Source organism: uncultured Sphingomonas sp. (assembly GCF_913778135.1).
GTDB lineage: Bacteria > Pseudomonadota > Alphaproteobacteria > Sphingomonadales > Sphingomonadaceae > Sphingomonas.
In genome coordinates this window covers 1-25,085 of the sequence record NZ_CAJYVU010000037.1, presented here as the reverse complement: position 1 = coordinate 25,085, position 25,085 = coordinate 1, and the positions used below count along the sequence as shown (strand labels likewise).

23 protein-coding genes and 1 pseudogene are annotated in these 25,085 nt (G+C 68.7%); 13 read left to right on the top strand and 11 right to left on the bottom strand.

All coding sequences use genetic code 11. The features are described 5' to 3' along the window. The coding region (locus tag QZ847_RS03870) for a peptidyl-prolyl cis-trans isomerase (protein WP_294353211.1) at window positions 1-1,625 on the top strand (1,625 nt) is incomplete at its 5' end. Beyond that, the gene (trpE, locus tag QZ847_RS03865; RefSeq protein WP_294353214.1) at window positions 1,618-3,150 is read left to right on the top strand and encodes an anthranilate synthase component I; all 1,533 of its coding nucleotides are present in this window, start codon (window positions 1,618-1,620) and stop codon (window positions 3,148-3,150) included. The genes QZ847_RS03870 and trpE, both read left to right, overlap by 8 nt. A gap of 67 nt (window positions 3,151-3,217) precedes the next feature. Here trpE and QZ847_RS03860 read toward each other — a convergent pair whose 3' ends face one another. Then, window positions 3,218-3,673, bottom strand: coding sequence for a hypothetical protein (locus tag QZ847_RS03860; protein WP_294353209.1), 456 nt, complete (start codon window positions 3,671-3,673; stop codon window positions 3,218-3,220). A 151-nt stretch (window positions 3,674-3,824) separates the two neighbouring features. Between QZ847_RS03860 and QZ847_RS03855 the strand changes: the two genes are divergently transcribed. The 7 genes from QZ847_RS03855 to lexA all read left to right on the top strand — a co-directional run bounded on the left by QZ847_RS03855 (window position 3,825) and on the right by lexA (window position 9,126). Beyond that, on the top strand, window positions 3,825-4,409 hold the full coding sequence (locus tag QZ847_RS03855; protein WP_294353207.1) for an aminodeoxychorismate/anthranilate synthase component II: 585 nt from the start codon (window positions 3,825-3,827) through the stop codon (window positions 4,407-4,409). Beyond that, window positions 4,406-5,401, top strand: a complete 996-nt coding sequence (gene trpD / locus QZ847_RS03850; protein WP_294353206.1) for an anthranilate phosphoribosyltransferase — start codon at window positions 4,406-4,408, stop codon at window positions 5,399-5,401. Before QZ847_RS03855 ends, trpD begins: the two co-directional genes overlap by 4 nt. Beyond that, the gene (gene trpC / locus QZ847_RS03845) at window positions 5,398-6,183 is read left to right on the top strand and encodes an indole-3-glycerol phosphate synthase TrpC (protein WP_294353204.1); all 786 of its coding nucleotides are present in this window, start codon (window positions 5,398-5,400) and stop codon (window positions 6,181-6,183) included. Before trpD ends, trpC begins: the two co-directional genes overlap by 4 nt. Next, window positions 6,180-6,647 (top strand): cyclic pyranopterin monophosphate synthase MoaC, encoded by a 468-nt coding sequence (gene moaC / locus QZ847_RS03840; protein WP_294353202.1) that lies wholly within the window; start codon window positions 6,180-6,182, stop codon window positions 6,645-6,647. The genes trpC and moaC overlap by 4 nt, the downstream gene beginning before the upstream one ends. Next, a complete protein-coding gene (locus QZ847_RS03835) occupies window positions 6,644-7,222 on the top strand; it encodes an NUDIX hydrolase (RefSeq protein WP_294353200.1) in 579 nt (192 codons plus the stop codon). The genes moaC and QZ847_RS03835 overlap by 4 nt, the downstream gene beginning before the upstream one ends. Continuing rightward, on the top strand, window positions 7,219-8,400 hold the full coding sequence (locus QZ847_RS03830; RefSeq protein WP_294353199.1) for a molybdopterin molybdotransferase MoeA: 1,182 nt from the start codon (window positions 7,219-7,221) through the stop codon (window positions 8,398-8,400). Before QZ847_RS03835 ends, QZ847_RS03830 begins: the two co-directional genes overlap by 4 nt. A 69-nt stretch (window positions 8,401-8,469) precedes the next feature. Next, window positions 8,470-9,126, top strand: a complete 657-nt coding sequence (lexA, locus tag QZ847_RS03825; protein WP_294191332.1) for a transcriptional repressor LexA — start codon at window positions 8,470-8,472, stop codon at window positions 9,124-9,126. Between the two features lie 568 nt (window positions 9,127-9,694). Here the strand turns inward: lexA and QZ847_RS03820 are convergent. Further along, window positions 9,695-11,110, bottom strand: a pseudogene (locus QZ847_RS03820) (ComEC/Rec2 family competence protein); the annotation flags it as partial. A gap of 160 nt (window positions 11,111-11,270) precedes the next feature. On the opposite strand from QZ847_RS03820, the gene gltX reads away from it, so the two are divergent. From gltX to QZ847_RS03805, 3 genes are read left to right on the top strand one after another with little or no spacing between them, the layout of a single operon-like run. Continuing rightward, window positions 11,271-12,758, top strand: coding sequence for a glutamate--tRNA ligase (gene gltX / locus QZ847_RS03815; RefSeq protein WP_294353197.1), 1,488 nt, complete (start codon window positions 11,271-11,273; stop codon window positions 12,756-12,758). A 12-nt stretch (window positions 12,759-12,770) separates the two neighbouring features. After that, window positions 12,771-14,054 carry a citrate synthase gene (locus QZ847_RS03810; RefSeq protein ID WP_294353195.1) on the top strand — a complete coding sequence of 428 codons (1,284 nt, stop codon included), beginning with the start codon at window positions 12,771-12,773 and terminating at the stop codon, window positions 14,052-14,054. Between the two features lie 6 nt (window positions 14,055-14,060). Next, the gene (locus QZ847_RS03805) at window positions 14,061-14,264 is read left to right on the top strand and encodes a hypothetical protein (RefSeq protein WP_294191335.1); all 204 of its coding nucleotides are present in this window, start codon (window positions 14,061-14,063) and stop codon (window positions 14,262-14,264) included. Between the two features lie 9 nt (window positions 14,265-14,273). Here the strand turns inward: QZ847_RS03805 and QZ847_RS03800 are convergent, their stop codons facing one another. The 5 genes from QZ847_RS03800 to QZ847_RS03780 all read right to left on the bottom strand — a co-directional run bounded on the left by QZ847_RS03800 (window position 14,274) and on the right by QZ847_RS03780 (window position 18,915). Continuing rightward, window positions 14,274-14,786, bottom strand: coding sequence for an HIT family protein (locus QZ847_RS03800; protein WP_294353193.1), 513 nt, complete (start codon window positions 14,784-14,786; stop codon window positions 14,274-14,276). A gap of 147 nt (window positions 14,787-14,933) precedes the next feature. After that, window positions 14,934-16,271, bottom strand: a complete 1,338-nt coding sequence (locus QZ847_RS03795; RefSeq protein ID WP_294353191.1) for a HAMP domain-containing sensor histidine kinase — start codon at window positions 16,269-16,271, stop codon at window positions 14,934-14,936. Then, entirely contained in the window at window positions 16,268-17,350 is a 1,083-nt protein-coding gene (locus tag QZ847_RS03790; RefSeq protein ID WP_294353188.1) for a DUF2336 domain-containing protein, read from the bottom strand. Before QZ847_RS03790 ends, QZ847_RS03795 begins: the two co-directional genes overlap by 4 nt. Before the next feature lie 36 nt (window positions 17,351-17,386). Next, on the bottom strand, window positions 17,387-18,553 hold the full coding sequence (locus QZ847_RS03785) for a hypothetical protein (RefSeq protein WP_294353186.1): 1,167 nt from the start codon (window positions 18,551-18,553) through the stop codon (window positions 17,387-17,389). 68 nt (window positions 18,554-18,621) lie between these two features. Beyond that, window positions 18,622-18,915 (bottom strand): Hpt domain-containing protein, encoded by a 294-nt coding sequence (locus QZ847_RS03780; RefSeq protein ID WP_294353184.1) that lies wholly within the window; start codon window positions 18,913-18,915, stop codon window positions 18,622-18,624. Between the two features lie 129 nt (window positions 18,916-19,044). On the opposite strand from QZ847_RS03780, the gene QZ847_RS03775 reads away from it, so the two are divergent. Beyond that, entirely contained in the window at window positions 19,045-21,345 is a 2,301-nt protein-coding gene (locus QZ847_RS03775; protein WP_294353182.1) for a hypothetical protein, read from the top strand. A gap of 66 nt (window positions 21,346-21,411) precedes the next feature. Here QZ847_RS03775 and QZ847_RS03770 read toward each other — a convergent pair whose 3' ends face one another. The 4 genes from QZ847_RS03770 to QZ847_RS03755 form a co-directional block, all read right to left on the bottom strand. After that, entirely contained in the window at window positions 21,412-21,687 is a 276-nt protein-coding gene (locus tag QZ847_RS03770; protein WP_093003429.1) for a DUF1467 family protein, read from the bottom strand. A 6-nt stretch (window positions 21,688-21,693) separates the two neighbouring features. Continuing rightward, window positions 21,694-23,334, bottom strand: a complete 1,641-nt coding sequence (locus QZ847_RS03765) for a ribonuclease J (RefSeq protein ID WP_294353180.1) — start codon at window positions 23,332-23,334, stop codon at window positions 21,694-21,696. A gap of 102 nt (window positions 23,335-23,436) precedes the next feature. Further along, the gene (locus QZ847_RS03760) at window positions 23,437-24,228 is read right to left on the bottom strand and encodes a type III pantothenate kinase (protein WP_294353179.1); all 792 of its coding nucleotides are present in this window, start codon (window positions 24,226-24,228) and stop codon (window positions 23,437-23,439) included. Window positions 24,229-24,237: 9 nt separating this feature from the next. After that, complete coding sequence (locus QZ847_RS03755; RefSeq protein ID WP_294353212.1) at window positions 24,238-24,948, bottom strand: biotin--[acetyl-CoA-carboxylase] ligase; 711 nt, start codon at window positions 24,946-24,948, stop codon at window positions 24,238-24,240. Between the last annotated feature and the right edge of the window lie 137 nt (window positions 24,949-25,085).

The window sequence follows — 25,085 nt, the reverse complement described above, 5'->3', positions numbered from 1 at the left end:
GCCATGACCAGGGCCTGCGCGTCAGCCGCGCGCTGATCGGCAGCGAGATCAAGGGCATTCCCGCGTTTGCAGGCCCGACCGGCCAGTTCGACCAGCAGACCTATGAGCGGCTGATCGCGCAGCGCGGCCTCAACGACGCGCAGGTGCAGGACGAATTCGCGCGCAGCATCATGACGCAGTTCCTCGTGACCCCGACGATCGGCGCGAGCCAGGTGTCGGAGAAGCTCGCGCTCCCCTACGCCTCCCTGCTGCTCGAGCGGCGCGAGGGTCAGATCGCTCTGATCCCCGCCGCGGCCGTCCCCACCGGTCCCGCACCGACCGACGCCGAAGTGCAGAAATTCTATGCCGGCCACCTACCGCGCTATACCGTGCCGGAACGCCGCGTGGTGCGCTACGCGGTCGTGACGCCCGACAGCGTCAAGGCGCAGGTGACGCCGAGCGACGCCGAAATCCAGCAGGCATATAACGGCAACCGCGCCGCCTATCAGCCGCGCGAGCAGCGCACCGTCAGCGTCGTCACCGTGCTCGATCAGAAAGCCGCAGACGCGCTCGCCGTGAAGGTGAAGTCGGGCACCGCGCTCGCCGCCGCCGCCCGCGCATCGGGGCTGGAGCCGCGCACGATCGAAAAGGTCGAGAAGACCGCGCTCACCACGCAGACCTCAGCCGCGGTCGCCGACGCGCTGTTCGCGGCGCAAAAGGGCGCGGTGGTCGGCCCGATCAAGGGCACGATCGGCTTCGTCGTCGCGCAGGTCGACGGCGTGACGCAGGTTGCCGGCCGCTCGTTGGCACAGGCGCGTGACGAGATCGTCCAGACGCTAACGCGCAGCAAGACGACCGATGCGCTGTCGCAAATGCAGAACAAGATCGACGACGCGCTGTCCGACAACGCCAACATCAACGAGGTCGCATCGGATCAGAAGCTGACGGTCTCCAGCACCAAGCCGCTGCTCGCCTCGGGTGTCGACCCCGACGATGCCGCGACCAAGCCCGATCCGCGCCTCGCCCCGATCATGCAGGCGGGTTTCGCGGCGGAGGAAGGCGACACGCCGACGATCGTCGCGCTCGGTACCGACGGCGGCTTCGCGGTGGTCGCGCTCGACCGCATCGTCCGTGCCGCACCGCGTCCGCTCGCGCAGGTGCGCGCACAGGTGGTGAAGGACGTGATCGCCGAGCGGCAGCGCAACGCCGCCAAGCAGATCGCGACGCAGGCGCTCGCCAAGCTCGACAAGGGCGCGACGCTCACCGCGGTGCTGTCGCAGACGGGCGTGCGCGGTCCGGCACCGCAGCGGATCGACACGACGCGCGCGCAGCTGAACGCCGATCGCCGCGGCGTCGAGCCGACGCTCGCGCTTCTGTTCTCGATGAAGCAGGGTAGCGCCAAGATGCTGGCGGCGCCCAACAACATGGGCTGGCTGCTGATCAAGCTCGACCGCGTGACGCCGGGTGACGCGAAGACCAAGCCGGGCGTGATCGCCGCGACGCGCGCGGATCTCGGTCGCGTGATCGGACAGGAATATGCGCAGCAATTCACCCGCGCCGCGGTCGAGACGGTGGGCGTCAAGCGCAAGCCTGATGCGATCGCCGAACTGAAGCGCGAACTGGCGGGTCAGGGTGGCAATCAGTAACGCGGCCGGTGGGGGCGGCGGGGCAGACGCCCGCGTCGATCCGCGGGCCGAACTCGCCGCTGGCCGCCCCGCGCTCGTCTGGCGGCGCCGCATCGCCGACACCGAGACGCCGGTCGCCGCCGCCCTCAAGCTGATCGAGGCGGGTCGCGGCGACTTCCTGCTCGAGTCGGTCGAGGGCGGCGCCGTGCGCGGGCGCTACAGCCTGCTCGGACTCGCCCCCGACCTCATCTTTCGCGCCGAGCGTGAGCAGGCCGCGATCAACGCACACTGGCTCGACGATCGCAATGCGTTCGAGCCGTGCGGCGAGCCGACGCTGTCGGCGCTGCGGACACTGGTCGCCTCATGCCGCATGACCGTGGCGCCCGAGCTGCCGCGCGCGCTCGCCTGCCTCGTCGGCTATTTCGGCTACGACACGATCCGGCTGGTTGAGCAGCTTCCCGCGCCGAAGACCGACGCGCTCGGCGTACCCGACATGATGTTCGTGCGCCCGACGGTGATCCTGGTGTTCGATCGTCTCGCGGACGCATTGTTCCTCGTCGCGCCCGTCTGGCCCGATGCGGCGCGCACGCCCGAGGCGCTGGTCGCCGCTGCCGAGGAGCGGCTCGACGTGGTCGAAGCGAAACTGGCGCACGCCGCGCTGCCGCCGCGCGTGCGCGCCGACGCAAGCGACATCACGCTCACGCCGACATTGCCTACTGGCCGCTACGCCGAGATGGTCGCGGCGGCGAAGGAGTATATTTTCGCCGGCGACATCTTTCAGGTCGTGCTGGCGCAGCGCTTCACCGCGCCGTTTACCCTGCCCGCGTTCGAGCTGTACCGCGCGCTGCGGCGGATCAACCCGTCGCCGTTCCTCTATCACCTTGACCTGCCCGGCTTCTCGCTGACGGGATCGAGCCCGGAGATCCTCGTGCGCGCGCGTGATGGCGAGGTGACGATCCGCCCGATCGCGGGCACACGCCCGCGCGGCCGCACCGCTGCGGAGGATGCCGCCAATCGCGCCTCACTGCTCGACGATCCGAAAGAGCGCGCCGAGCATCTGATGCTACTCGACCTCGGGCGCAACGACGTCGGCCGCGTTGCCCAGTCCGGCAGCGTCACCGTAACGGATAGCTACACGGTCGAATTCTACAGCCATGTCATGCACATCGTGTCGAACGTGGTCGGCCGGCTCGACCCCGCGCACGACGGCGTCGATGCGCTGCTCGCGGGCTTTCCCGCCGGCACGGTCAGCGGCGCGCCCAAGGTTCGCGCGTGCCAGATCATCGCCGAGCTGGAGCCGGAGAAACGCGGCGCCTACGCCGGCGGGGTCGGTTACTTCTCGCCCGACGGCAGCATGGATTCGTGCATCGTGCTACGCACCGCACTGGTGAAGGACGGGGTCATGCACGTCCAGGCAGGTGCGGGCATCGTCGCCGACAGCGATCCGGCGTACGAACAGCGCGAATGCGAGGCGAAATCGGGCGCGCTCCTCGCCGCGGCGCGCGAGGCGATCCGGCAAGCGAGGGAGCCCGCGTTCGCGCAGTAAGCCAAACGCCGGCCAAGCACTTCAAACGGCCCCGCAGTTCACCCGGGGCTGCTGCTCCTGTACCGGCTTAGCGTGGCGCGGCCCCCGGCATCATTGCGTCGTTCTTCTCGGCAGCTTTCTTCTCCGCCGCATAAGCGCGCGCCCACATCTGCGCACAGCCCGACTGACCGCCTGTGCCGACCGGCGAGCAGGTGTCGGGCAACCCGCCGGCGACGCGCCCGACCTCGTCTGCGACCGCGGTGCGATTGATCCAGCTCTGGTTCTGCGCGGCCGGCTCAGCGGTGTTCCGTAACTGCTTGGGAATACGATATTGCTCGTCCGGGTTGATCCGGCTGCATACCACGACCTCGTCGCCCTGCGCGGTCGGGCATTTGTCGTTGCCGGTCAATTGAACGTTGCGAATTCGGCTCGGCGCGCGTCCGGTCGCCGCCTGCGCCTGTGCGGTCGAGCTATCCTGAACGGGACGCGCCAGCGCCGCCGACGGCAGCAGGATAATGGACACAGCGGATAAAAGACGCAGCATGCGAGAGACGCTCCTTGGATACAGCTACAAACGCGTTCCCGCCTGAATATCTCCTTACTTCTCGTCCGTTATCGTGTGTCCCGCCAGTTTCCTGGGCGTGACGTGAGCGGGACACGTTGCGCGCGCCTGCGCATCGGCTATGGCAGCGGGCATGATCCTGGTGATCGACAATTACGACAGCTTTACCTGGAACCTGGTCCATTACCTGATGGAGCTGGGCGCCCCGGTTCGTGTGGTGCGCAACGACGCGCTGTCCGCCGCCGACGCGCTGGCGAGCGGGGCGAGCGCGTTCCTGATCTCACCCGGGCCGTGCACCCCTAACGAGGCCGGGATCAGCCTCGATCTGGTCGCCGCCTGTGCCGAGGCGCGGCGTCCCCTGCTGGGCGTCTGTCTGGGGCATCAGGCGATCGGCCAGCATTTCGGCGGCACGGTGCGCCGCGGCGGGTTGATGCACGGCAAGACCTGCCCGGTCGAGCATGACGGTACCGGCTTGTTCACCGATCTGCCCTCGCCCTTCACCGCGACCCGCTACCATTCGCTCATCGTCACCGACGTGCCCGACAGGCTCGTCGTCAACGCGACCGCCGCCGACGCCTCGGTCATGGGACTGCGCCACCGCGAGCTGCCGATCCACGGCGTGCAGTTCCACCCCGAGAGCATCGCGACCGAGCACGGCCACGCGTTGCTCGCCAACTTCCTGCGTATCGCCGGGATCGCTGCGAGCATGCCGGCGTGACCAGCTTCGCGCAGCTGCCCGATCCCGTCTCACCGCTCAGCCGGCAAAGCGCGGCGCAGGCCTTCGCCGATATCCTCGACGGACACGCGAGCGAGGAGGCGATTGCCGAATTTCTCGTCGCGCTGTCGATCCGCGGCGAAACCAGCCTGGAGATCGCCGAAGCCGCCCGCGCGCTGCGCGAACGACTGATTCCGATCACCGCGCCCGCGAACGCGATCGACGTGTGCGGCACCGGCGGCGACGGACAGCACACGTTGAACGTTTCGACCGCGGTCAGCCTCGTGGTCGCGAGCTGCGGCGTACCCGTCGCCAAGCACGGCAACCGCGCCGCCTCGTCGAAGGCGGGTGCCGCCGACACGCTTGAGGCGCTGGGCCTCGACATGGACCACGCCGGCGCACAGGCGGAGGCGACGCTCGCCGACCTCGGCATCTGCTTTCTGTTCGCCGCCAATCACCACCCGGCAATGAAGCGGATCACACCAATCCGCCGTCGCATCGGGCGACGCACGATTTTCAACCTGATGGGACCGCTCGCCAATCCGGCGCACGTCACCCGGCAGCTGATCGGCATCGCGCGGCCCGATTACGCGCCAGTCTTTGCCGAGGCGCTGGCGCAGCTGGGCAGCGAGGGCGCGCTCGTCGTCTCGGGCGAGGAAGGGCTGGACGAGATTTCGGGTGCCGGCGCGACCGTGGTTGTCAGCATCGGCGACGTGACGCTGCCCGCGCGCATCACGCCCGAGAACGCGGGCGTCCCGCGACACCCGACCAGCGCGATCCGCGGCGGCGATGCGGCCTTCAATGCGGTGGCGCTTCGCCGGCTGCTGCTAGGCGAGCACGGCCCGTATCGCGATGCCGTCCTGCTCAACGCCGCTGCCGCGCTGGTGCTGTCGGGTACGCAGTCGACGCTCCCCGACGCCGCCGCTCGTGCGGCGGAAGCGATCGACCGCGGCGACGCAAACGCGCTGCTCGACCGCTGGATCGCCTACGCATGACCATCCTTGACCAGATCATCGCCACCAAGCGCGAGGAAGTTGCCGCGCGCAAGGCCGCAACCACCCGCGCCGAGCTCGACGCGCGTGTCGCTGAACAATCGCCGCCGCGCGGTTTTCGCGCCGCGCTCGACCGCAGCGTCGCCGCCGGGCGTCACGCGCTGATCGCGGAAATCAAGAAGGCCAGCCCGTCAAAGGGTCTGATCCGCGCCGACTTCGATCCGCCCGCGCACGCGCGCGCCTATGCGGCCGGCGGCGCGACCTGCCTGTCGGTGCTGACCGACGAGCAATATTTCCAAGGCTCCGACGCCTATCTTCGGGCTGCGCGCGCCGCGTGCGATCTGCCGGTGATCCGCAAGGACTTCACCGTCGACCCGTTTCAGGTGATCGAGGCGCGCGCGCTCGGCGCCGACGCGATCCTGCTGATCGTTGCCGCGATCGACGACGCGACGCTCGCCGAATGCGAGGCGGCCGCGATCGAGGTCGGGCTCGACGTGCTGGTCGAGGTCCACGACGCGGGCGAGATGGAGCGCGCCGCGCGGCTGCGTTCGCGCCTGATCGGCGTCAACAACCGCGACCTGCGCGACTTTACGGTCAACTACCGCCGTACCTACGACCTCGTCGCGCATGCCCCCGCCGGCTGCACCTTTGTTGCGGAAAGTGGCCTGACAACGCGCGCCGATCTGGACGCGATGGCCGAGCACGGCATCGGCTGCTTCCTGATCGGCGAAGCATTGATGCGCCAGGCGGACGTCGAGGCAGCGACCCGCGCGCTGGTCGGATGAGCGACCTCACCCACCTCGACGCCGCTGGCGCGGCACACATGGTCGATGTCGGCGACAAGGCGGTGACACGTCGCGAGGCGACCGCGACCGGGCGCGTCGTGATGTCGGCCGAGGCCGTCGCGGCGATCCGCGCGAGCGCGGTAAAGAAGGGCGACGTGATCGCGGTCGCGCGCGTCGCCGGGATCATGGCGGCCAAGCGGACCAGCGACCTCGTACCGCTGTGCCACCCGTTGCCGATCACGCGCGTCTCGCTTGATCTCGATATCCGCGAAGATGGCGTTGCCGCGACCGCAACCGTGCGCACTGACGGCAAGACGGGCGTCGAAATGGAGGCGCTGACCGCCGTCTCGGTCGCGCTGCTCACCGTCTATGACATGGCAAAGGCGATCGACAAGGCGATGATCCTGCAGGATCTCCAGGTCGTCGCGAAGAGCGGTGGCCGCTCCGGCGACTGGCAGCGTTGAACGACTTCGACGATCCGGCGATCGTGCCCTGGCGGACGACCGCGCGTGAGACGTTGATCGACGACCGCTGGCTGACGCTCCACGCTGACACCTGCGTGACCGATGACGGCGCGACGATCGCGCCCTTCTACGTCACCGACTACCCCGATTGGGTGTTGATCGTCGCGATCGACGACGCCGACAATCTGCTGATGATCGAGCAATATCGCCACGCACGCGGCATCGTCTCGCTCGAGCTGCCGGGCGGCGGTGTCGACGCGAGCGACGCCAACCTGCTCGCGGCCGCGCGACGCGAGCTGCTGGAAGAAACCGGCTGCGTCGCCGACACGTGGGAGATGATCGCCTCGCTCAGCCCCAATCCAGCGATCCACACGAACCGGTGCCACGCGGTGCTGGCGCGCGGGACACGCTGCATCGCTTCGCCGCAGGAAGAGCCGAGCGAGCGCGTGCGCCGCCAATGGGTGCCGATTGCCGACGTTGTCCGCCGTGCGATGGCGGGCGAGGTGCAGCAGGCGGTTCACGTCGCCGCGCTCGCGATCGTGCTTGGCCGTATGAACCGATGGAGTCCCGCATGAGCCTGCTCCCCATCAACGAAGCGCAGGCGCGAGTCCTGGCACTCGGCACCCTTGCCGCCCATGAGGATGTCGACATCCACGACGCACTCGGGCGCTGGGGGGTCAAGCCGATCGTCGCGCAGCGAACCCAGCCGGCGCGCGACCTGTCGGCGATGGACGGCTACGCGATTCGCTTCGCCGACATGCCGGGACCGTGGCGCGTCACGGGCGAGAGCGCGGCTGGCAGCCCGTTCGCAGGCAGCATCGGTGCGGGCGAGGCGGTGCGCATCTTCACCGGCGCGGCGATGCCCGATGGCGGCGACACCGTGCTGGTGCAGGAAGAGGCATCGCGGGACGGCGACCGCCTGCTGCTCGCCGGTGAAGGGCCACCGTATCTGGCGCGCAACGTGCGCCGCCGAGGCCTCGATTTTGCCGAGGGCGACGTGCTGGTCGACGCGGGCGAGCGGCTGACCCCTGCCCGGCTCGCCGTCTGCGCCACCGGCGGCGTCGGGCGCGTCGCCGTCGCGCGCCCGATCCGCGTCGCCATTGCCGCGACCGGCGACGAGTTGGTCGAACCCGGCACTTCGGCCGGATCGGACGCGCTGCCCGAGTCTAACCGGTTGCTGCTACGCTCACTCCTCGCCGACCTGCCCGTCACATTCGTTGACCTCGGCATTCTGCCCGACCGGCTCGACGTGCTGACGACGGCCTTCGCGAAGGTAGAGGCCGACGTACTCGTCACCACTGGAGGTGCGTCTGTGGGCGACCATGATCTTGTTCGTCCCGCGCTCGACGCGGCTGGCTTCTCGCTCGATTTCTGGCGCATCGCGCTGCGTCCGGGCAAGCCGATGCTGGCTGGGCAACGCGGCGCGACCGCAGTGGTCGGGCTGCCCGGCAATCCCGTATCCGCCTTCGTTACAGCGCTCTTGTTCGTGCGCCCGCTGGTGGCGCATTTGTCGGGTGCCGCCCACCCGTTCCCGCGCGCGACCAGCGCGATCCTGGGTGAGCCGCTCGCGGCCAACAACAACCGGACCGACTATCTGCGTGCCGAGATGCGCGATGGCCGCGTCTACGCTTCGACGATCCAGGACAGCTCGATGTTGCGCACGCTCGCGCGCTCCACCTGCCTCGTGATCCGCCCGCCCCACGCCCCCGCGGCCCAAGCCGGCGACTCGGCGGAAATCCTGATCATCGCCTGACCGCGTCGCTTGACGGAACACATGCTGTTCCATAAAGGTTCTGCATCTGTTCACCAAAGGAGCCGCGCGATGCTCACCCGCAAGCAGCATGAGCTGATTTGCTTCATCGAAGATCGGCTCGCCGCGACAGGCGTGTCGCCCTCGTTCGAGGAGATGAAGGAGGCGCTCGAGCTCAAGTCGAAATCGGGCGTGCACCGCCTGATCAGCGCGCTCGAGGAACGCGGCTACATCCGGCGTCTGCCCAACCGCGCACGCGCGCTCGAGATTCTGCGTACGCCTGATCGTATCGATGCCGACGGAACCGAGCGGCCCGCCTCCCGTGTGGCTCCTCAGCCGGCGAATGACGTGGTCGAGCTGCCGCTTCACGGCCGCATTGCGGCGGGCGTACCGATCGAGGCGTTCGAAGGCTCGACCAGCCTGCCCGTCCCCGCGGCGCTGCTGGGTGCGGGCGAGCATTATGCGCTGGAGGTATCGGGCGACTCGATGGTCGAAGCCGGCATCCTCGACGGCGACTATGCACTGATCCGCAAGCAGGAGGTCGCGCGCGACGGTGAGATCGTGGTGGCGCTGATCGACGACAGCGAGGCGACGCTCAAATATTTCCGTCACGAAGGTGCGATGGTGCGGCTCGACCCTGCCAATCGCGCCTACGATCCGCAGCGTTACGCCCCCGCGCAGGTGCGCGTTCAGGGTAAGCTGGCCGGTATTCTCCGCCGCTACGCGTAATCCACGGGTGCGCGTCGCCGCGGACGCGCACCGTTGAGACGCTTGCATCGTCGAAACTCACCGCGACTCCGCCGGTGCGCCTTAGCGACGCACGGTCCAGCGTCAGCCACCGTGCGCGGCATCGCCGCGGGACGCGACGCTCGCTCACGACGATGTCGACGCGGCGACACAGGTCGATGAAGGCGCCTGCGGGCACCAGATAGCCGCTACGCGTGGCGAGCAAGGTGATCCGCCGTTCGCCCATCTGCCGCGTGACCCAGCACAAATCCTGATTGCAGCGCGCGTTTTGCGTTTCCGATAGCACTGCCATCTCGCCGTCGAACCCGCCATTCTCGGCGAGCGTATCGCGCGTATAGTCGCCCGCTCGGTCGCGTAGCATCGCCAGCCTGCCATCATCGCCGCGCCACGCCAGATGCCGTCCGTCGCCTGTCACGATCAGGTCGGGCGCAGGCGTCGCGATCGTCCAGCACGCCCCGGCGACGATTGGGAGCAGTCCGGCCCAGCGCGCACGCGTACGCCACAACGCGATCCACAATCCGCCTGCTATCATCAACGCGAACGCCCCGCGCGGCATCGCCGGCAGCGCCGTGACCGATCCCGGCGCCGACGCGACCGCGTGCGCAATCCATAGCAGCAAGCGCAACGCCTGACCCGCGACCCACCACAATGGTGTGCCGAGCCCGGCGGCATCGAGCATCAACGCGCCCGCCTCCACTGGCATCACGACAAAGGTCGTCAGCGGAATCGCGACGATGTTGGCGAACGCGCCGTACACGCCTGCCTTGTGGAAGTGGAACACCGCGATCGGCATCAGCGCCGCTTCGACCAGCGCTCCGGTCGTGAGCAGCGAGCCGCCTTCCCGCACCCCTCGCCGCCACCACGCCTCCTCGCGCGACAGGAACAGCGCGCGGGCACGTGGATGTTCATGCAATGCAACGATCGCCGTCACCGCCGCGAACGACAGCTGGAAACTCGCGCTCACCAGCGCCTGCGGCCACGCGACCAGCACGATCAGCGCGCCGGCCGCGACCAGCCGGAGCGTCACCGCCTCGCGCCCGATCGCCAGCGCCGCCAGCACCAGCAGCGCGGCGACGCAGCTGCGGATCGTCGGCACCTCCGCCCCTGTCAGCCAGGTATAACCGATCGCCGCTAGTGCGGCGGCTCCTCCGGCGAGCAGCGGAACGCGCCCGGTCAACGCCAGCGCCGGCGACAATGCCAGCAGCCGAAGCGCTAACGCCATCACGATCCCCACCATTGCTGTGATGTGCAGCCCGCTGACCGACAACAGATGCGCAAGGCCCGCACGACGCATCGCCTCCGCGTCCTCGTCGCTGATCGCGCCTGTATCGCCGGTCGCCAGCGCAGCCGCGATCCCGCCGGCACTGCCGGGCAGCTGCGCCTCGATATGACGCGTCAGCCTCGCACGAATGCCGTCGCGATCCGATCCGGCGCGCGCGATCACGGCGACGTCGAGTGCGCGTCCGGTCGCGCCAAGTCCCTCGAACCACGCCACTCGTTCGAAATCATACGCGCCCGGCACCGCGGGCGGCGCTGGCGGCATCAAACGCGCGCGCACCCGTACCCGGCTTTGTTCGACGACGCCGGCGGGCAGGTTATCGTCCGTGACATTGACGCGCACGCGTCGCGGCACGTTGTCGCGCGCCTGCCCGTCCCAGCGCTCCACCGCGATCCACACGCGCGTCAGATCACGCGCCGGCTGCGCCTGCACCCGCGTCACGCGCCCGACCAGCTCGACGATCGCGGGGCGGGCGAGCACCGGCGCGCGCACCGCCTCCGCTCGCCACCACACCAGCGCGAGCCCGAGTGCGAAGGCGATCGCGCCGGCCGCGATCGTCACGCCGCCGCGGCCACCGCGCGCCAGCGCCAGTGCTGAGCCCGCCACTCCGGCACTACCGAGCAACGCCGCGGTCCAGCCCGTCGCCTCCGGCAGCACGAACCACGTCGCGATTCCCGCCCCCAGCATGACCGGCAGCCACAGCACCAGCTGGTGCCGCTCCGCCTCCAGCCAGCGCTCCCACGCGCCCGACCACGCCGCCGCGATTTGAAGCGACGCTTGTGCTTTGCTAGGGGCGGTCGCGGCTGAACTGGCCATCACATTCCTCGCAGCCTGGGAGCAAGCGCGCTTGAGCGCAACCACCAACTCCGACGCCCATGCGGCGCCCGCCGACGCGACTCAGAACCCGTCCACGGTCGTCACCCGCTTTGCGCCGTCACCGACCGGCTTTCTCCACCTGGGCGGCGCGCGCACCGCGCTGTTCAACCTGCTCTACGCGCGCCACCACGGCGGCACGTTCCGGCTGCGGATCGAGGATACCGATCGCGCGCGCTCAACCGAGCCCGCGATTCAGGCGATCCTGGGCGGCATGCGCTGGCTCGGCCTCGATTGGGACGGCGAGGAAGTTTACCAGTTCGCGCGCGCTAACCGCCACGCCGCGGTCGCGCACCAGATGGTCGAGCACGGCCACGCATACCGCTGCTACATGACCCAAGATGAGATCGACGCGATGCGTGCCGAGGCGCAGGCGGCGAAGAAACCGCTGCGCATCCGTTCGCCGTGGCGCGACCGCAATGACGGTCCTGCAGACCAGCCCTTCGTCGTCCGGCTGAAGGCGCCGACCGAGGGCGCGGTCACGATCCACGATCAGGTTCAGGGCGCGGTGACCGTCCAGAATGCCGAGCTCGACGACATGGTCCTGCTCCGCTCCGACGGCACGCCGACCTATATGCTCGCGGTCGTAGTCGACGATCACGACATGGGCGTGACGCACGTCATCCGCGGCGACGATCACCTCAACAACGCCTTTCGCCAGCTACCGATCTACCGCGCGATGGACGCGATCTCCAAAGAGACTGGTGGGGGCGGGTGGCCCGACCCGATCTACGCGCACATTCCGCTGATCCACGGCTCGGACGGTGCCAAGCTGTCGAAGCGCCACGGGGCGGTGGGGATTGAGGCGTACCGCGATGAACTCGGCATCCTGCCCGAGGCACTCGACAACTACCTGCTCCGCCTCGGCTGGGGCCACGGCGACGACGAGATCATCGCGCGCGACGACGCGATCCGCTGGTTCGACCTGTCGGGCGTCGGCAAGAGCCCGTCGCGCTTCGACCTCAAGAAGCTCGAGAACCTGAACGGCCACTACATTCGCGCCGCCGACGACGCGCGGCTCGCCGGACTGGTCGCGGACAAGCTCGACCTGGCACAGGATGATCCCCGGCGCGCCAGACTAGAAACGGCAATGCCGGCACTGAAGCCGCGCGCCGCCAACATCAACGAGCTCGCCGACGGCGCGGCGTTCCTGTTCGCCGAACGTCCGCTCACCATCGACGAGGCCGCAGCCCCGCTGCTCGCCGGCGACGCGCCGGCGCTGCTCGCCCGGCTCCACGCAGCGCTTGACGCAGTGCACAACTGGGATACGGAGACGGCAGAGGCCGCGGTGCGGCAGGTCGCCGAGGATGCGGGCGTGAAGCTCGGACAGGTGGCCCAGCCGCTTCGCGTCGCACTAACCGGACGCAAGACGTCGCCGGGCATCTTCGACGTACTCGTCCTTCTAGGACGCGAGGAAAGCCTGGCGCGCATCGCGGATCACACACCCGGCAACGGGGCCTGACAGGAGACGATCATGACCGACACAGCTACCTTCGATCTGGCGGGCAAGAACTTCGACTATCCCGTGCTCTCCGGCTCGGTCGGCCCCGACGTGGTCGACATTCGCAAGCTCTACGGCCAGACCGGCGCCTTCACCTACGATCCCGGCTTCACCTCGACGGCGTCGTGCCGGTCGGAGATCACCTATATCGACGGTGACGAGGGCGTGCTGCTCCACCGCGGCTATCCGATCGGCGAATTGGCCGAGAAGTCGAGCTTCATGGAGGTCGCCTACCTGCTGCTGAACGGCGAGCTGCCGTCGGCGGACGAGCTGTCGGGCTTCAACCACACGATCAGCCGCCACACGATGGTGCACGAGCAGCTGGCGACCTTCTTCCGTGGGTTCCGCCGCGATGCGCACCCGATGGCGATCATGTGCGGCGTCGTCGGCGCGCTGTCGGCCTTCTATCACGACTCGACCGACATCCACGATCCGCAGCAGCGCATGATCGCGTCGCATCGTCTGATCGCCAAGATCCCGACGATCGCGGCGATGGCGTACAAGTACAGCGTGGGTCAGCCGTTCCTCTACCCTGACAATTCGCTGTCCTACACCGGCAACTTCCTGCGCATGACCTTCGGCGTGCCCGCGGAGCCCTATGAGGTGAACCCGGCGATCGAGCGTGCGATGGACCGTATCTTCATCCTCCACGCCGACCACGAGCAGAATGCGTCGACCTCGACCGTCCGCTTGGCGGGCTCCTCGGGCGCGAACCCGTTCGCGTGCATGGCGGCGGGCATTGCGTGTCTGTGGGGTCCGGCGCACGGCGGTGCGAACGAGGCCGCGCTCAACATGCTGCACGAGATCGGCACGCCCGATCGCATCCCCGAGTTCATCGCGCGGGCGAAGGACAAGAACGATCCGTTCCGCCTGATGGGCTTCGGTCACCGCGTGTACAAGAACTACGATCCGCGCGCGACCGTGATGCAGAAGACCGTGCGTGAGGTGTTCGAGACGCTCAACGTTTCCGACCCTGTGTTTGAGACCGCACTGAAGCTGGAAGAGATCGCGCTCAACGATCCGTATTTCATCGAGAAGAAGCTGTTCCCGAACGTCGACTTCTATTCGGGCGTCATCCTGTCGGCGATCGGCTTCCCGACCAGCATGTTCACCGTGCTATTCGCGCTCGCGCGCACCGTCGGTTGGGTCGCGCAGTGGAACGAGATGATCACCGATCCCGACCAGAAGATCGGCCGTCCGCGCCAGCTCTACACCGGGCCGACGCAGCGCAGCTACGTCGCCGTCGGCGAGCGTTGATCTGACATGCAGCGGCTCCGGCCGGTCCTGCTCGTTCTAGGCGTGCTATGCACGTTGATGGGCGTGCTCTGGATCGGCCAGGGCCGCGGCCTTATCCACTGGCCCGCGTCGAGCTTCATGCTCGACCAGCGCGTCTGGGCCGACTACGGCGCCGCGCTGGCAGTCGCGGGATTGCTGATGATCCTGCTGGCGCGGCGGATACGGCGGTAAGGCGCGGGGTTACTGCGGCGGCAAGGCAGCGCGCAAACGCTCCGCAATCATATCCATTTCGGCCCGCGTGGGACGCACTCTCGGCACAGCCGGGGTGTTCGGTATCACGTGGAGGTGGAAGTGGCAGACATCCTGCCGACTGGCATTGTTCTGCTGCAACGAATAGCCCGTGCTGCCGAGCGCGCGCTGCTGGGCGACCGCCACCCGCCTGGCCATGTGTAGCACCGCCAATGCGTCTGCGTCGCTCAGATCACCCAGATTGCGGACTGCTGATTTCGGGATGATCAGCGCATGTCCGGGATGCTTCCACTCCAGCGGGATGATGGCCATCACCGTCGCGTCCTGGGCGATGATGGAGGCTGGCAACTCCCCTCTGACGGTGCGAGCAAAAGGGTTGCTGGGGTTATAGGGCGTAGAAAGAGGGCACCTTAGTGCTCCTTCCTGCGCACCAGCCGCAGGTGAGGCGATGCTGAGCAGGCTTGCCGCGAGTATCCCTGCCAGCCTGAGATGATGACCGATCACCCGCCCCCCCCATGCACGCGCGGCTATCCACCCGAACGCCGACGAAATCGCACAGACATAAAGCGCGCGCCAACGTCGGCTGAGCCACTCAGTCCATTTACGAACGGTCGTCCTAGCACATAGGAGATCTCGACAGCGATCCGCCGCCTACGCCCCCGCCGGCAACCACAGCAGAAAGCGCGCGCCCATGCCGACGTCGCTGTCGACGGTCAGATCCCCTCCCATCGCCCGCGCGAGGCGGCGCGCGATGTAGAGGCCGAGGCCGCTGCCGCCGGCCTCGCTCGCGTCGACGCGCTCGAACTTGTCGAAGATGCGCGCCTGGTCGTCCGGCGCGATGCCCTTGCCCTGATCGGCGACGATCACCACCGCGCGGTCGCCGTCGCGCTGCGCGCGCAGCCAGATCGTCGCGCCTTCGGGCGAGTAGCGCACCGCGTTGCCGATCAAATTGACCAGGATCTGCAACGTGCGGCGAAATTCACCGCGCGCGGGCAGCGCATCGTCGAGCCCGTCGCGGTCGATCACCACACCCGCGTTCGCCGCACGGACCTGCAACAGCCCCGCCGCGCGCCGCACCACGTCGGCCAGGTCGATCGCCTCGTCCTCGACCGTGAAATCGTCGCGCTCGATCGCTTCCAGATCGACCAGATCGTCGACGAGGCCGAGCAGATGGCGTCCCGCGCTGGCGATATCGGCGGCGTAGTCAGCGTAGTGCGGGTCGAGTGCGCCATCCATCCCGGCATTGATCGTGTCGGCGTTGGCGACGATCCGGCCGAGCGGTCCGCGCAGCACCTGATCGAGGCGCGCGTTGAACGTCTCGCTGACCGGCTCGGGCGGCGCTTCATCGAGCAGGTAGGTGCCTCCGACAAAGCCGTCGAACCCGCCCAGCGCGTCGCGCCGGACCGATCCGGCGAGAAAGACGCGCACGCCGCTCTCACGGATCGTCGCCAGCTGCCGATCGAAGTCGACCCGCTCCGCCACCGCATCAAGGATCACGACATTGCCGTCCTCGTCGGGCTCCATTGCGAACAACCGCGTTAGCGGGCGTGACAGCGCAGCCACCGCGTCGAAGCCCTGACGGATGCCCGCCTGCTCGTCGATCCGCGTGACGCGCAGCTCCGCATCGACCTCCCACTGCCAGTCGGCACCGGGTGGTGGCGGCAGGGCCGCGACCGTGTTCGCGCTCGTCGGCGTGCGCCAAGCCGGCCGCTCGCGCAGGATCGAAACCGCGAGCGATGTGCCGCCGTCGCCCGGCGTCGCCTTGATCCAGCAATCGAGATCAATTTCGCCGTCGGCGATCGTCACGCCTCGGGTAATCAGGATGCGAAGTCGCCGTGCGAGCCGGACCAAGGTCGCGAATTGCGGCACAGCCAGCACCTGCCCGCGGCTGCCACCCGCGCGCTCGTTGATGGCACCAAAGCCCTCGTCGGCGTCGATCAACCGATCCTCGCGGTCGAGCCGCGCGTGCAAGATCAACGGATCGTTCACGCAGCGCTGCCCATCGCGAGCGCGCGCACCGCCTGGCGGAAATCACGCGTCAGCATCAGCGGTGCGATGACCGCCCCCGCTTGCTCGGGCTGCACGCCGGCTGCGGCGTCAATCGCCTCGGGCAAGGCCTCGACATCGCGCGAGCGGTCCGCCTCGCCCAGCGCCCAGCCGACACGCGCCAGCACGTCGCGGTTCATGCCCAGCGCACGCAGCGCGATCCACAACCGCTCACCGTCCGGTTCAAGTGCCAGCGCGCGCGCCTCGTCCATCTCGATCCCCAGCGCATGCGCCAGGAACGCCGCGAACAGCGTCAACCGCCCCTCAGTCAGCGCCTCGATCAGCAGTCCGGGCAACCGCTCGACATCGGCGTCGATCGCGGTCGCGAGCCGGTGCGCCGCAACGATCGTTCCCGCCGCGCCGTCGAAATGCGCGATCCGCTGCATCGCCGCGTCGACTAGCGCGCGGTCGGCGGTGGCGGACACACCGCCCAACCGCTCGCGCAGCGCCGCCGCCACCCACCAGACCAGTTGATGATGCAACTCGGCGGGCAGTTCGGCGCGGCGCTCCTCGATCGGCGCGCGTCGGCGACTGTCGGCCAGCAGGTAATCGATTGCGGCATCGCGCACCATCGGATCGGCATGATCGCGCAGCCTTGCGAGCAGCCCGGTTGTAACGCCCGGCGCGCGGTTGGTCACCAAGGCCTCATCGATCAGGTTGACGCGCGCCTGCGCCACGATCTCGTCCATCAGCGCACGATCGCGGAGCAGCCCCGAATCGATCAAGCGCGCAAGGACGCCCGCGTTGCCCGCGGCCAGTGACTTCGCCGCCGCGCCGTCGCCGCGCGCGGCGAGCAGGCGTGCCGCGGCACTACCGACATCGTGCTCGATCGCCGCCACGCTCGCCTCGACCATCGCGCTGATCAGTGCGCGTGCGCGGTCGTCGAGCCGATCCTGTTCGACGCGGAAGAAGTCCTCGATCGCGGCGCCGAGCCGGCGACCCGCGCGCCGCTCGGCCGCCGCCGCGCGCAGCGCCAGGTCCGCGGCCGACACGTCCGACGAAGAGGAAGGGGAAAGCGACATGGTGCCCGCTTGTAGCCCGGCTTCGTTAAAGGGGCGCTAAGCCTCAGGCCCGAGCGCCTCGATCGTCCCCGCGAGCGTCGCCGTGGCATAGAGCGCCGCCGCCGCCAGCCCCCACAATGGCAGGCTCAGCAGCGTCCCCGCGGTCACGACCGTCAGATAAGCGGGGGCGCCGCCCCACCAGCGTCGCCGCAGCGACGGACGTGCCGCACGCTCGGACAGACCGCCGAGGACGACCGTCTGGACCGCGAGCAGCAACGCAACTGCACCAAGCCCCTGCCCCAGCAGCAGGATCGCGAGCGCCGGCGCCGCCAGCGTGGCGACGCGGATCCCGCGCTGAACCTCCGCCTCGTCACGGAAGAGCGCGAGCGATCCCGCCAGTTCGGCTAGGATCACCCCGGCAAGCACCGCCACCAGACCCGACGCGCGCCATCCCGTATAGACGCCCGCCAGCCCGACGAGCGCAAGCACGCCGCCGACGCCCGCCACCGCCATCGTCGCTACGCCGCGTCGCGCCACCTCGGGCACTGCCAGCCGTGCGAGCGGTCGCAAAACCACGCGGTCGAACCAGCCCGGCCGCGCTGCCATCGTTGCCGCCAGCACTGCGCGACCGCGCTGATCGAGCGCGCTGGCGCGGTGCTCGATCCCGTGCCCCTGCGCAATCGCGTGCGCGGGCAGTTCGACCCGCTCGGCCCGCGCCTGTGCCAGCACGTGTAGCAGCGTCGATTGCAGATCATAATCGGCGGGCATCTTTGCGGCCTCCGACAAGCGCCGCGCATCCATCCGCGCCAGCCCCGCCCAGGCAACGCCGCCGCCGATCCGCTCGAACTCCGTACCCGCCGCAGCCTCGGCCACGACCAACAGCGTGTCGTCCTTTTCACCGGCCAGCGCATTCACCACCGGCTCGCTCGTCACCAGTCCGTCGGCGATCAGCAGCACGCGCGCGAGCGGGTGGAGCTTGCCCAGCGCATCGGTCGCGCTGCGCACCGCGTCGACCGCGACACCGCGTTTGCCGATCCGTGCCAGCGCGCCGATCAACTCGGGCGTCAGCCGCGACACGATCACGACGATCTGCGATGCACCGGCGGCGATCAGCAGCCGCGCCTGATATTCGATCAGCGTCGCGGCCGCGAACGGCAGCGTCGCCGTCAGCGTACCCGGCCGATCAACCGCTTCCCGTGTCGCAAATAGCAGCCCTGCCAGCATCCGTGGCGCTTACGGCGGCAACCAGGCGCGGGCAACCCGCCAGCCGCCCGTACCCTTCGTCGATCAAGTCACAGGCGTTCGATGTTACGCCTGATCAGCCGCAGCGCGCGTGCGTCACCAACCGACGCCTCACCCGCATCGAGCGCGAGCGCGGCGAGCCTGACCGCGCCGAAACTCGCCGCCAACCCGCGCAGCCGCAACAACCCATCGCGCCAGGCCAGATCGTCGCCGGCCAGTTCAAGCGCGCTGAGCACGCCCTGCGCACTCTCGATGAACGCCGCGCGCAGGTCGGCGATCAGTGCAGGGTCATCGCCGACCGCAGCGGACAAAGCGTGGTCGATCGCTCCGGGATCATAGGCCATGTGATCGATGGTAGCCGCGGTCGGTTAACGCCGCGTTGGCGCCCGCCCCTGATGCAATCGGATGCGATCCGCCGCACGCTCCGTCGCGAACCGCTTTCGCATCCTCACAAACATGGTAAGCCGATCGTCATGAACGGGGGGCCGTCAATCGTCGGTATACGCGTGTCCGAGGACATGCAGCAGCGCAACCTGCTCGGGGACGAGCCGGCGGTGCCGGTCGCGTCATACGGCGACGCCGACTGGCACGAGCCATATAGCGCGAACGACGGGGTCGAGCCGAAGCCGGCGTGGCGCACGATCATGCCGTGGCTGCTGGTCGCCTTCGCTTTTCTCTGGGTCGCGGCACTGGTGGCGCTCGCCTGGGGGCGAGTTTCGAACCCGCTGGAGATCTCGCAGATCGCCGCCGCCGCACTGCTCGGCCCGCTCGCCGCCGGTGTCGCATGGCTGCTCGCGCTCAGGACCAGCCGCGCCGAGGCGCAGCGGTTCGGCGCCAGTGCACGCGCGATGCGGCTGGAGGCAGAGGCGCTCGAATCGACCGTCGGCTCGCTCGGCCTCGTGATCGATCAGCAGCGCGCGCAGCTTGCCGAACAACTGCGTATGCTCGCGACGACCGGAGACGCCGCGACCGCGCGGCTCGCCTCGATCGGACGCGGTTTGTCGGAGGAGATCGACCAGGCCGACGTTCATGCCCGCGCGCTCGCCGACGCCGCGTCATCTGCGCAGGCGAGCCTGTCGACGCTGCTCAACAGCCTGCCGCATGCGCAGGCGGAAACGCACGCGCTGACGCAGTCGATCGAGCAGACCGGCCTCACCGCCTGCGAGCGCGCCGCCGCACTCGACGCGCAGATTGTCGCGCTGACCGCACGCGGGCGCGAGGCGGAGGCGGTTGCGGGCGGCGCTGCCGAGAAGCTCGCCGCGCACATCCGCCGCATGGAGGCGACTAGCGAGACTGCCGGCGCTCGGCTCGAGTCGGTCACCTCACAGGCGGCGGGTGCGGTCGATGCGCTGCTCGACCGCACTGCCAACGCAATCGACGAATCGCGCAAGGGCATTGCCGCGCAGGGCGAGGCGATGCTCGCGCTCATCGGCACCAGCCAGGTCGCGCTCGATCAGGCCGCGCGCGAGAGCGCGGAGGCGCTGACGCAACGGATCGAACTCGTCGAGATGGTGATCGAGCGGATCGCGCGCCGTCTCGACGCGCAGCGCGGCGTCGGCGAGGAACTGTTCTCCGCGCTCGAGGACAGTCTCGGCCGCAACGAGCGCCGCATCGAGGCGCTGCACCTCAGTGGAACCGAGCGCACGCAGCAACTCGCCGCCTCGATCAGCGCGCTGACCAGCTCGGCCGAGGCGATGGGGGACGCGCTCCAGTCGGGCGACCAGCTCGCCACGCGCACGATCGCGACAACCGAGACTTTGCTGACCGCGCTGGACGCCGCGACGCGCGAGATCGACGAAACGCTCCCCGAGGCAATCGATCGGCTCGACGCGCGCATCGCCGCGAGCCAGTCGGTCGTCGTCGCCGCGCGCCCCGAGCTGCTCGCGCTCGTCACTGCGGCGGAGAGCACCCACGGCGCAATTGAGGCGATCGCGCAGGTCATTGCGGAACAACGCCGCACGGTCGACGCGCTCACCGGCACCCTGCTCGACGCGCTCACCAGCGGCCGCGCCAAGGCTGACGCGATCGGCCACACGGTCGATGAGGCGACCGAGCGCGCGCATCGCCTGGCGGAAGAGGCGGCACCGCGGCTGATCGAGGCGCTGATGCGCGTCCGGGACACCGCTGCGGCGGCTGCCGACCACGCCCGCGACACGCTGGCGCAGGTCATTCCCGAGGCCGCCGAGGCACTGCAGGCCGCCAGCAACGACGCGCTCCACCGCTCGGTCACCAACGGGGTCGAGGCGCAGATCGCACAGGTCTCGGCGGTCGCGGAAACCGCAGTCGAAGCGGCCGCGCGCGCGACGCAGCGGCTCGAGCAGCAGATCGCGGTGATCGACGCTGCCGCCGCCCGCGTCGACACGCGGCTGGCCGAGGAACAGCAGCACCGCGACCGCGTCGAGCAGGACAGCTTCGCGCGCCGCGCCTCGCTGCTGATCGAGCAACTCAACTCGGCCTCGATCGATCTCACCCGCACGCTCGCGCCCGACGTGTCCGACAGCGCCTGGGCCGCGTATCTGAAGGGTGATCGCGGCGTCTTCACGCGCCGCGCGGTGCGCCTGCTCGATGCCGCCGAGCAGCGCGACATCGCGCATTTGTACGACGAGCAAACGGTGTTCCGCGATCAGGTCAATCGCTACATCCACGATTTCGAGGCAATGCTGCGCACGATCCTGACCCAGCGCGACTCCTCGCCGCTCGGCGTGACGCTGCTGTCGTCGGACATGGGCAAGCTCTACGTCGCATTGGCGCAGGCGATCGAGCGGCTGCGCTAACACGACGGCCTACTGGCCCGCGCTACCTGCTAAGATATGGACGGAGCATAAAGCGCCCCGCAGCTGTCAAACCGCGTTGGCAGCGTCCGAATAGTCGAGCGAACTGGCGTCGACCCAGCCGAACTCATAATTGGCGATGAACAGCGCGAACATGATCGTCGCGACGATCGTCGTGCGCACCGCCACCTTCTTCATCGAAAACTCGTGCGGTGAACTCTCCGCGGTGCCCGGCACGTGCTCGGCCCCCGCCTCCGCCGAGGTTTTCACCCCGAACGGCAGGACGAGAAAGACCGAGAACGCCCAGAACAGGACGTAGATCGCCAGCATCGAGGTCCAGCGCATCGTGCGTCAGACCTGAACGACGACCACGTCGATCACCGGCTTCTTGCCGGTCCAGCGCGTCGCGACACGACGCACCGCGAGCCGGACCTGCTCACGCAGACGCTCCCGATCACGCGGCGCGCCCCGCATCGCCTCGCTCGCGGCCGCAATCGCGTCTTCGAGGAAAGCGTCACGCTCTTCCTCGACCGGCACGCCCTGCACGCGTACGTCCGGCGTGCCGCCCGCGCGCCCGTTGCGATCGACCGCGATCCCGACCGAGATCTGGCCGTTAACCGCGATACGGCGCCGCTCGTTGATCGTGCTGCCGTTAGACGGCAGGATCACGTCGCCGTCGAGCACCAGCCGGCCCACGGGCGCATTGCCGATCTTCTCCGGCCCGTTCGGCGCCAAGCGCACGATATCACCGTCGGTCTGCACCAGCGCGTGCGCGATCCCGTTCGACAGGCCGAAGCGCGCCTGCTCCTTCAGGTGCCGCATCTCGCCGTGCACGGGGATCAGCGCCTTGGGGCGCATCCACTCGTACATCGACTTGAGCTCGGGCCGCCCAGGGTGACCCGAGACGTGAACGTGTGCCTGCTTCTCGGTCACCATCTCGACACCCTTGGCGGCGAGCTGGTTCTGGATACGCCCGATCGCGACCTCGTTCCCGGGGATCTGTTTGGACGAGAAGATCACCGTGTCACCCTCGTCGAGCTTGATCGGGTGCGTGCCCTCGGCGACGCGCGCCAGCGCGGCGCGCGGCTCGCCCTGCCCGCCGGTCGCGATCACCAGCACCTTGTTACGCGGCAGCCGCATCGCGGTCTCGGCGTCGATCAGGTTCGGCAAGTCCTTGAGGTACCCCGTCGCCTGCGCCACGCGGATGATCCGGTCGAGCGAGCGGCCCGCGACCGCCAGCTTGCGCCCGGTCTCTTCCGCCACCTTGCCGAGCGTCGCGATCCGCGCCGCATTCGACGCGAACGAGGTGACGAGCACGCGCCCCTTAGCCTTCGCCACCGTTTCGGCAATGCCGCGGCGCACGTCCGCCTCGCTGCCCGACGCCTCGGCGTTGAACACGTTGGTCGAATCGCAGACAAGCACGTCGATGCCCTTGTCGCCGATCGCGCGCAATTCCTCGGGCGTCGAGGGCTTGCCGATCAGCGGGGTCGCGTCGAGCTTCCAGTCGCCGGTGTGAAACACCCGCGCCGGCTTCGTCTCGATCAACAGCCCGTTTGCCTCGGGGATCGAGTGCGCGAGCGGCACCATCGTGAACTTGAACGGACCGACGTCGAACGCCTTGTTCGCCTCGACCAGCTTGATCTTGACGCGGTCGTCGATCCGCTCTTCCTCGAGCTTGCCGCGGATCAACCCGGCAGTGAACGGCGTCGCGTAGAGCGGAACGCCGAGATCCTCGGCCAGATACGGCAGCGCGCCGATATGGTCCTCATGCCCGTGCGTCAGCACCAGCCCGACCAGACTGTCGATCTGCTCCTCGATGAAGCGCAGGTCGGGCAGGATCACATCGATGCCTGGGAAGCCTGCGTCGGCGAACGTCACCCCGCAATCGACCATCACCCATTTGCCGGCGTGGCCGTACAGGTTGACGTTCATCCCGATCTCGCCCGAACCGCCGAGCGCGCAGAAAAGTAGTTCGTTGTTCTTCGGTGTCATTCTCGTCCTTAACGCGCCGCTCCGCTCGGACGCATGGTCGAACGGTAGCTCCAAAGCGCGGTTTTCGCTGTTTTCCGGGCTGCGGCCCCGGCGCCGATCTCACTAATCTATATGGGCGCGCTGCCACATCATCGCCAGCCCCTGGATCGTCAGGTCGGGCTCGATCGCGTCGAACACGTTCGTGTGCCGCTCGAACAATGTGGCGAGCCCGCCGGTCGCGATCACCTTCACCGGGCGACCGACCTCGGCCTTCATCCGCGCGACCAGCCCCTCGATCATCGCGATATAGCCCCAATAGATGCCGATGTTCATCTGATCGACCGTATTGCGTCCGATGACGCTGTCGACCGCCGGCGCCTCGATTGCAATGCGCGGCAGCTTGGCGGCGGCGGCGACCAGCGCGTCGAGCGACAGGTTGATGCCTGGCGCGATGATCCCGCCCTTGTACGCCCCCTTGTAGTCGGAAAAGTCGACCGTCGTCGCGGTGCCGAAATCTATGACGATCAGGTCGCCTGCGTGTAGGGCATGCGCGGCAATCGTGTTCACCGCACGATCCGCACCCAGCGACGCGGGCTCGTCAACGTCGATCGACACGCCCCATTCCAGCGGTGCACGCCCGGCAACCAACGCCTCGCCACCGAAATACTTTGACGCCAACACCTGCAGGTTGTGGAGCCCACGCGGCACCACGGTCGAGATGACCACCGCTGAGACATCGTCGCGCGTGAAGCCTTCGAGCGCGAGCAGCTGGCTCAGCCACACCGCATATTCGTCCGCGGTTCGCCTAGGATCGGTCGCGATCCGCCAGCGCGCTCGGATTTCACGCGCCTCCGCGGACACCTCGACCAGCGCGAAGACCACGTTGGTGTTGCCGGCATCGATCGCGAGCAGCATGGCTTCCTCCTAGACCAGGAACACGTCGCCGGCGTGGATGACACGGGTATCGCCATCCTCCAAGCGCAACCGCAGTGCACCCTGCGCGTCGAGTCCGTCGAACACGCCTGCCTGCTCACCACCGTCAGGCAGCCGCACACGCAGCGACGCGCCAATTGCATGCGCCCGCTCGCACCAGCGCGCGATCACGGGTGCGAGACCCTGTGAGCGCCACAGCGACAGCCATGCGGACATCAATTCAGCCAGCCGCTCTGCGAACGACGAAACCTCCACGCTCGCGCCTTGAGCGTGCAGGCTGGTTGTCGGCCGATCGGCTAGGTCCGGATGATGCGCGATGTTCACGCCCATGCCGATCACGACGTGGGCACCAGCACGTTCCAGCAGGATGCCCGACACCTTTGCGCCGGCGATCAACAGATCGTTCGGCCATTTGATCGCCAGCTTACGACGAGCCGAATCGGGCAAGATCCCGTCGATCGCCTCGTCGAGCGCGACCGCCGCCACTAGCGCGAGACTGGGCGTGGGCGGGTCGTCGGCGCGCACGGTGACGATCGTGCTCGCGTAGAGATTACCGACCGGCGACGACCAGTCCCGCCCGAGCCGCCCGCGCCCCGCCAGCTGCCGATCGGCGCGCAGCCATACGCCCTCACCTGCGCTGCCCGCTTCCGCCATCCGCAGCAGGTCGGCGTTGGTCGATCCCGTCTCCGGAACCGAGATGATGCGTGGGCCCGTCAGCGTGGAGATCAGAACAATGCCCGCGCCGCGGCCAGCGTCCAGCCCGACAACAGCGGGATCGCGAGGTAGCCCAGCGGTGAGACGATCACCGCCGCCACCGCGATCAACCCGCCCTCGAGCGC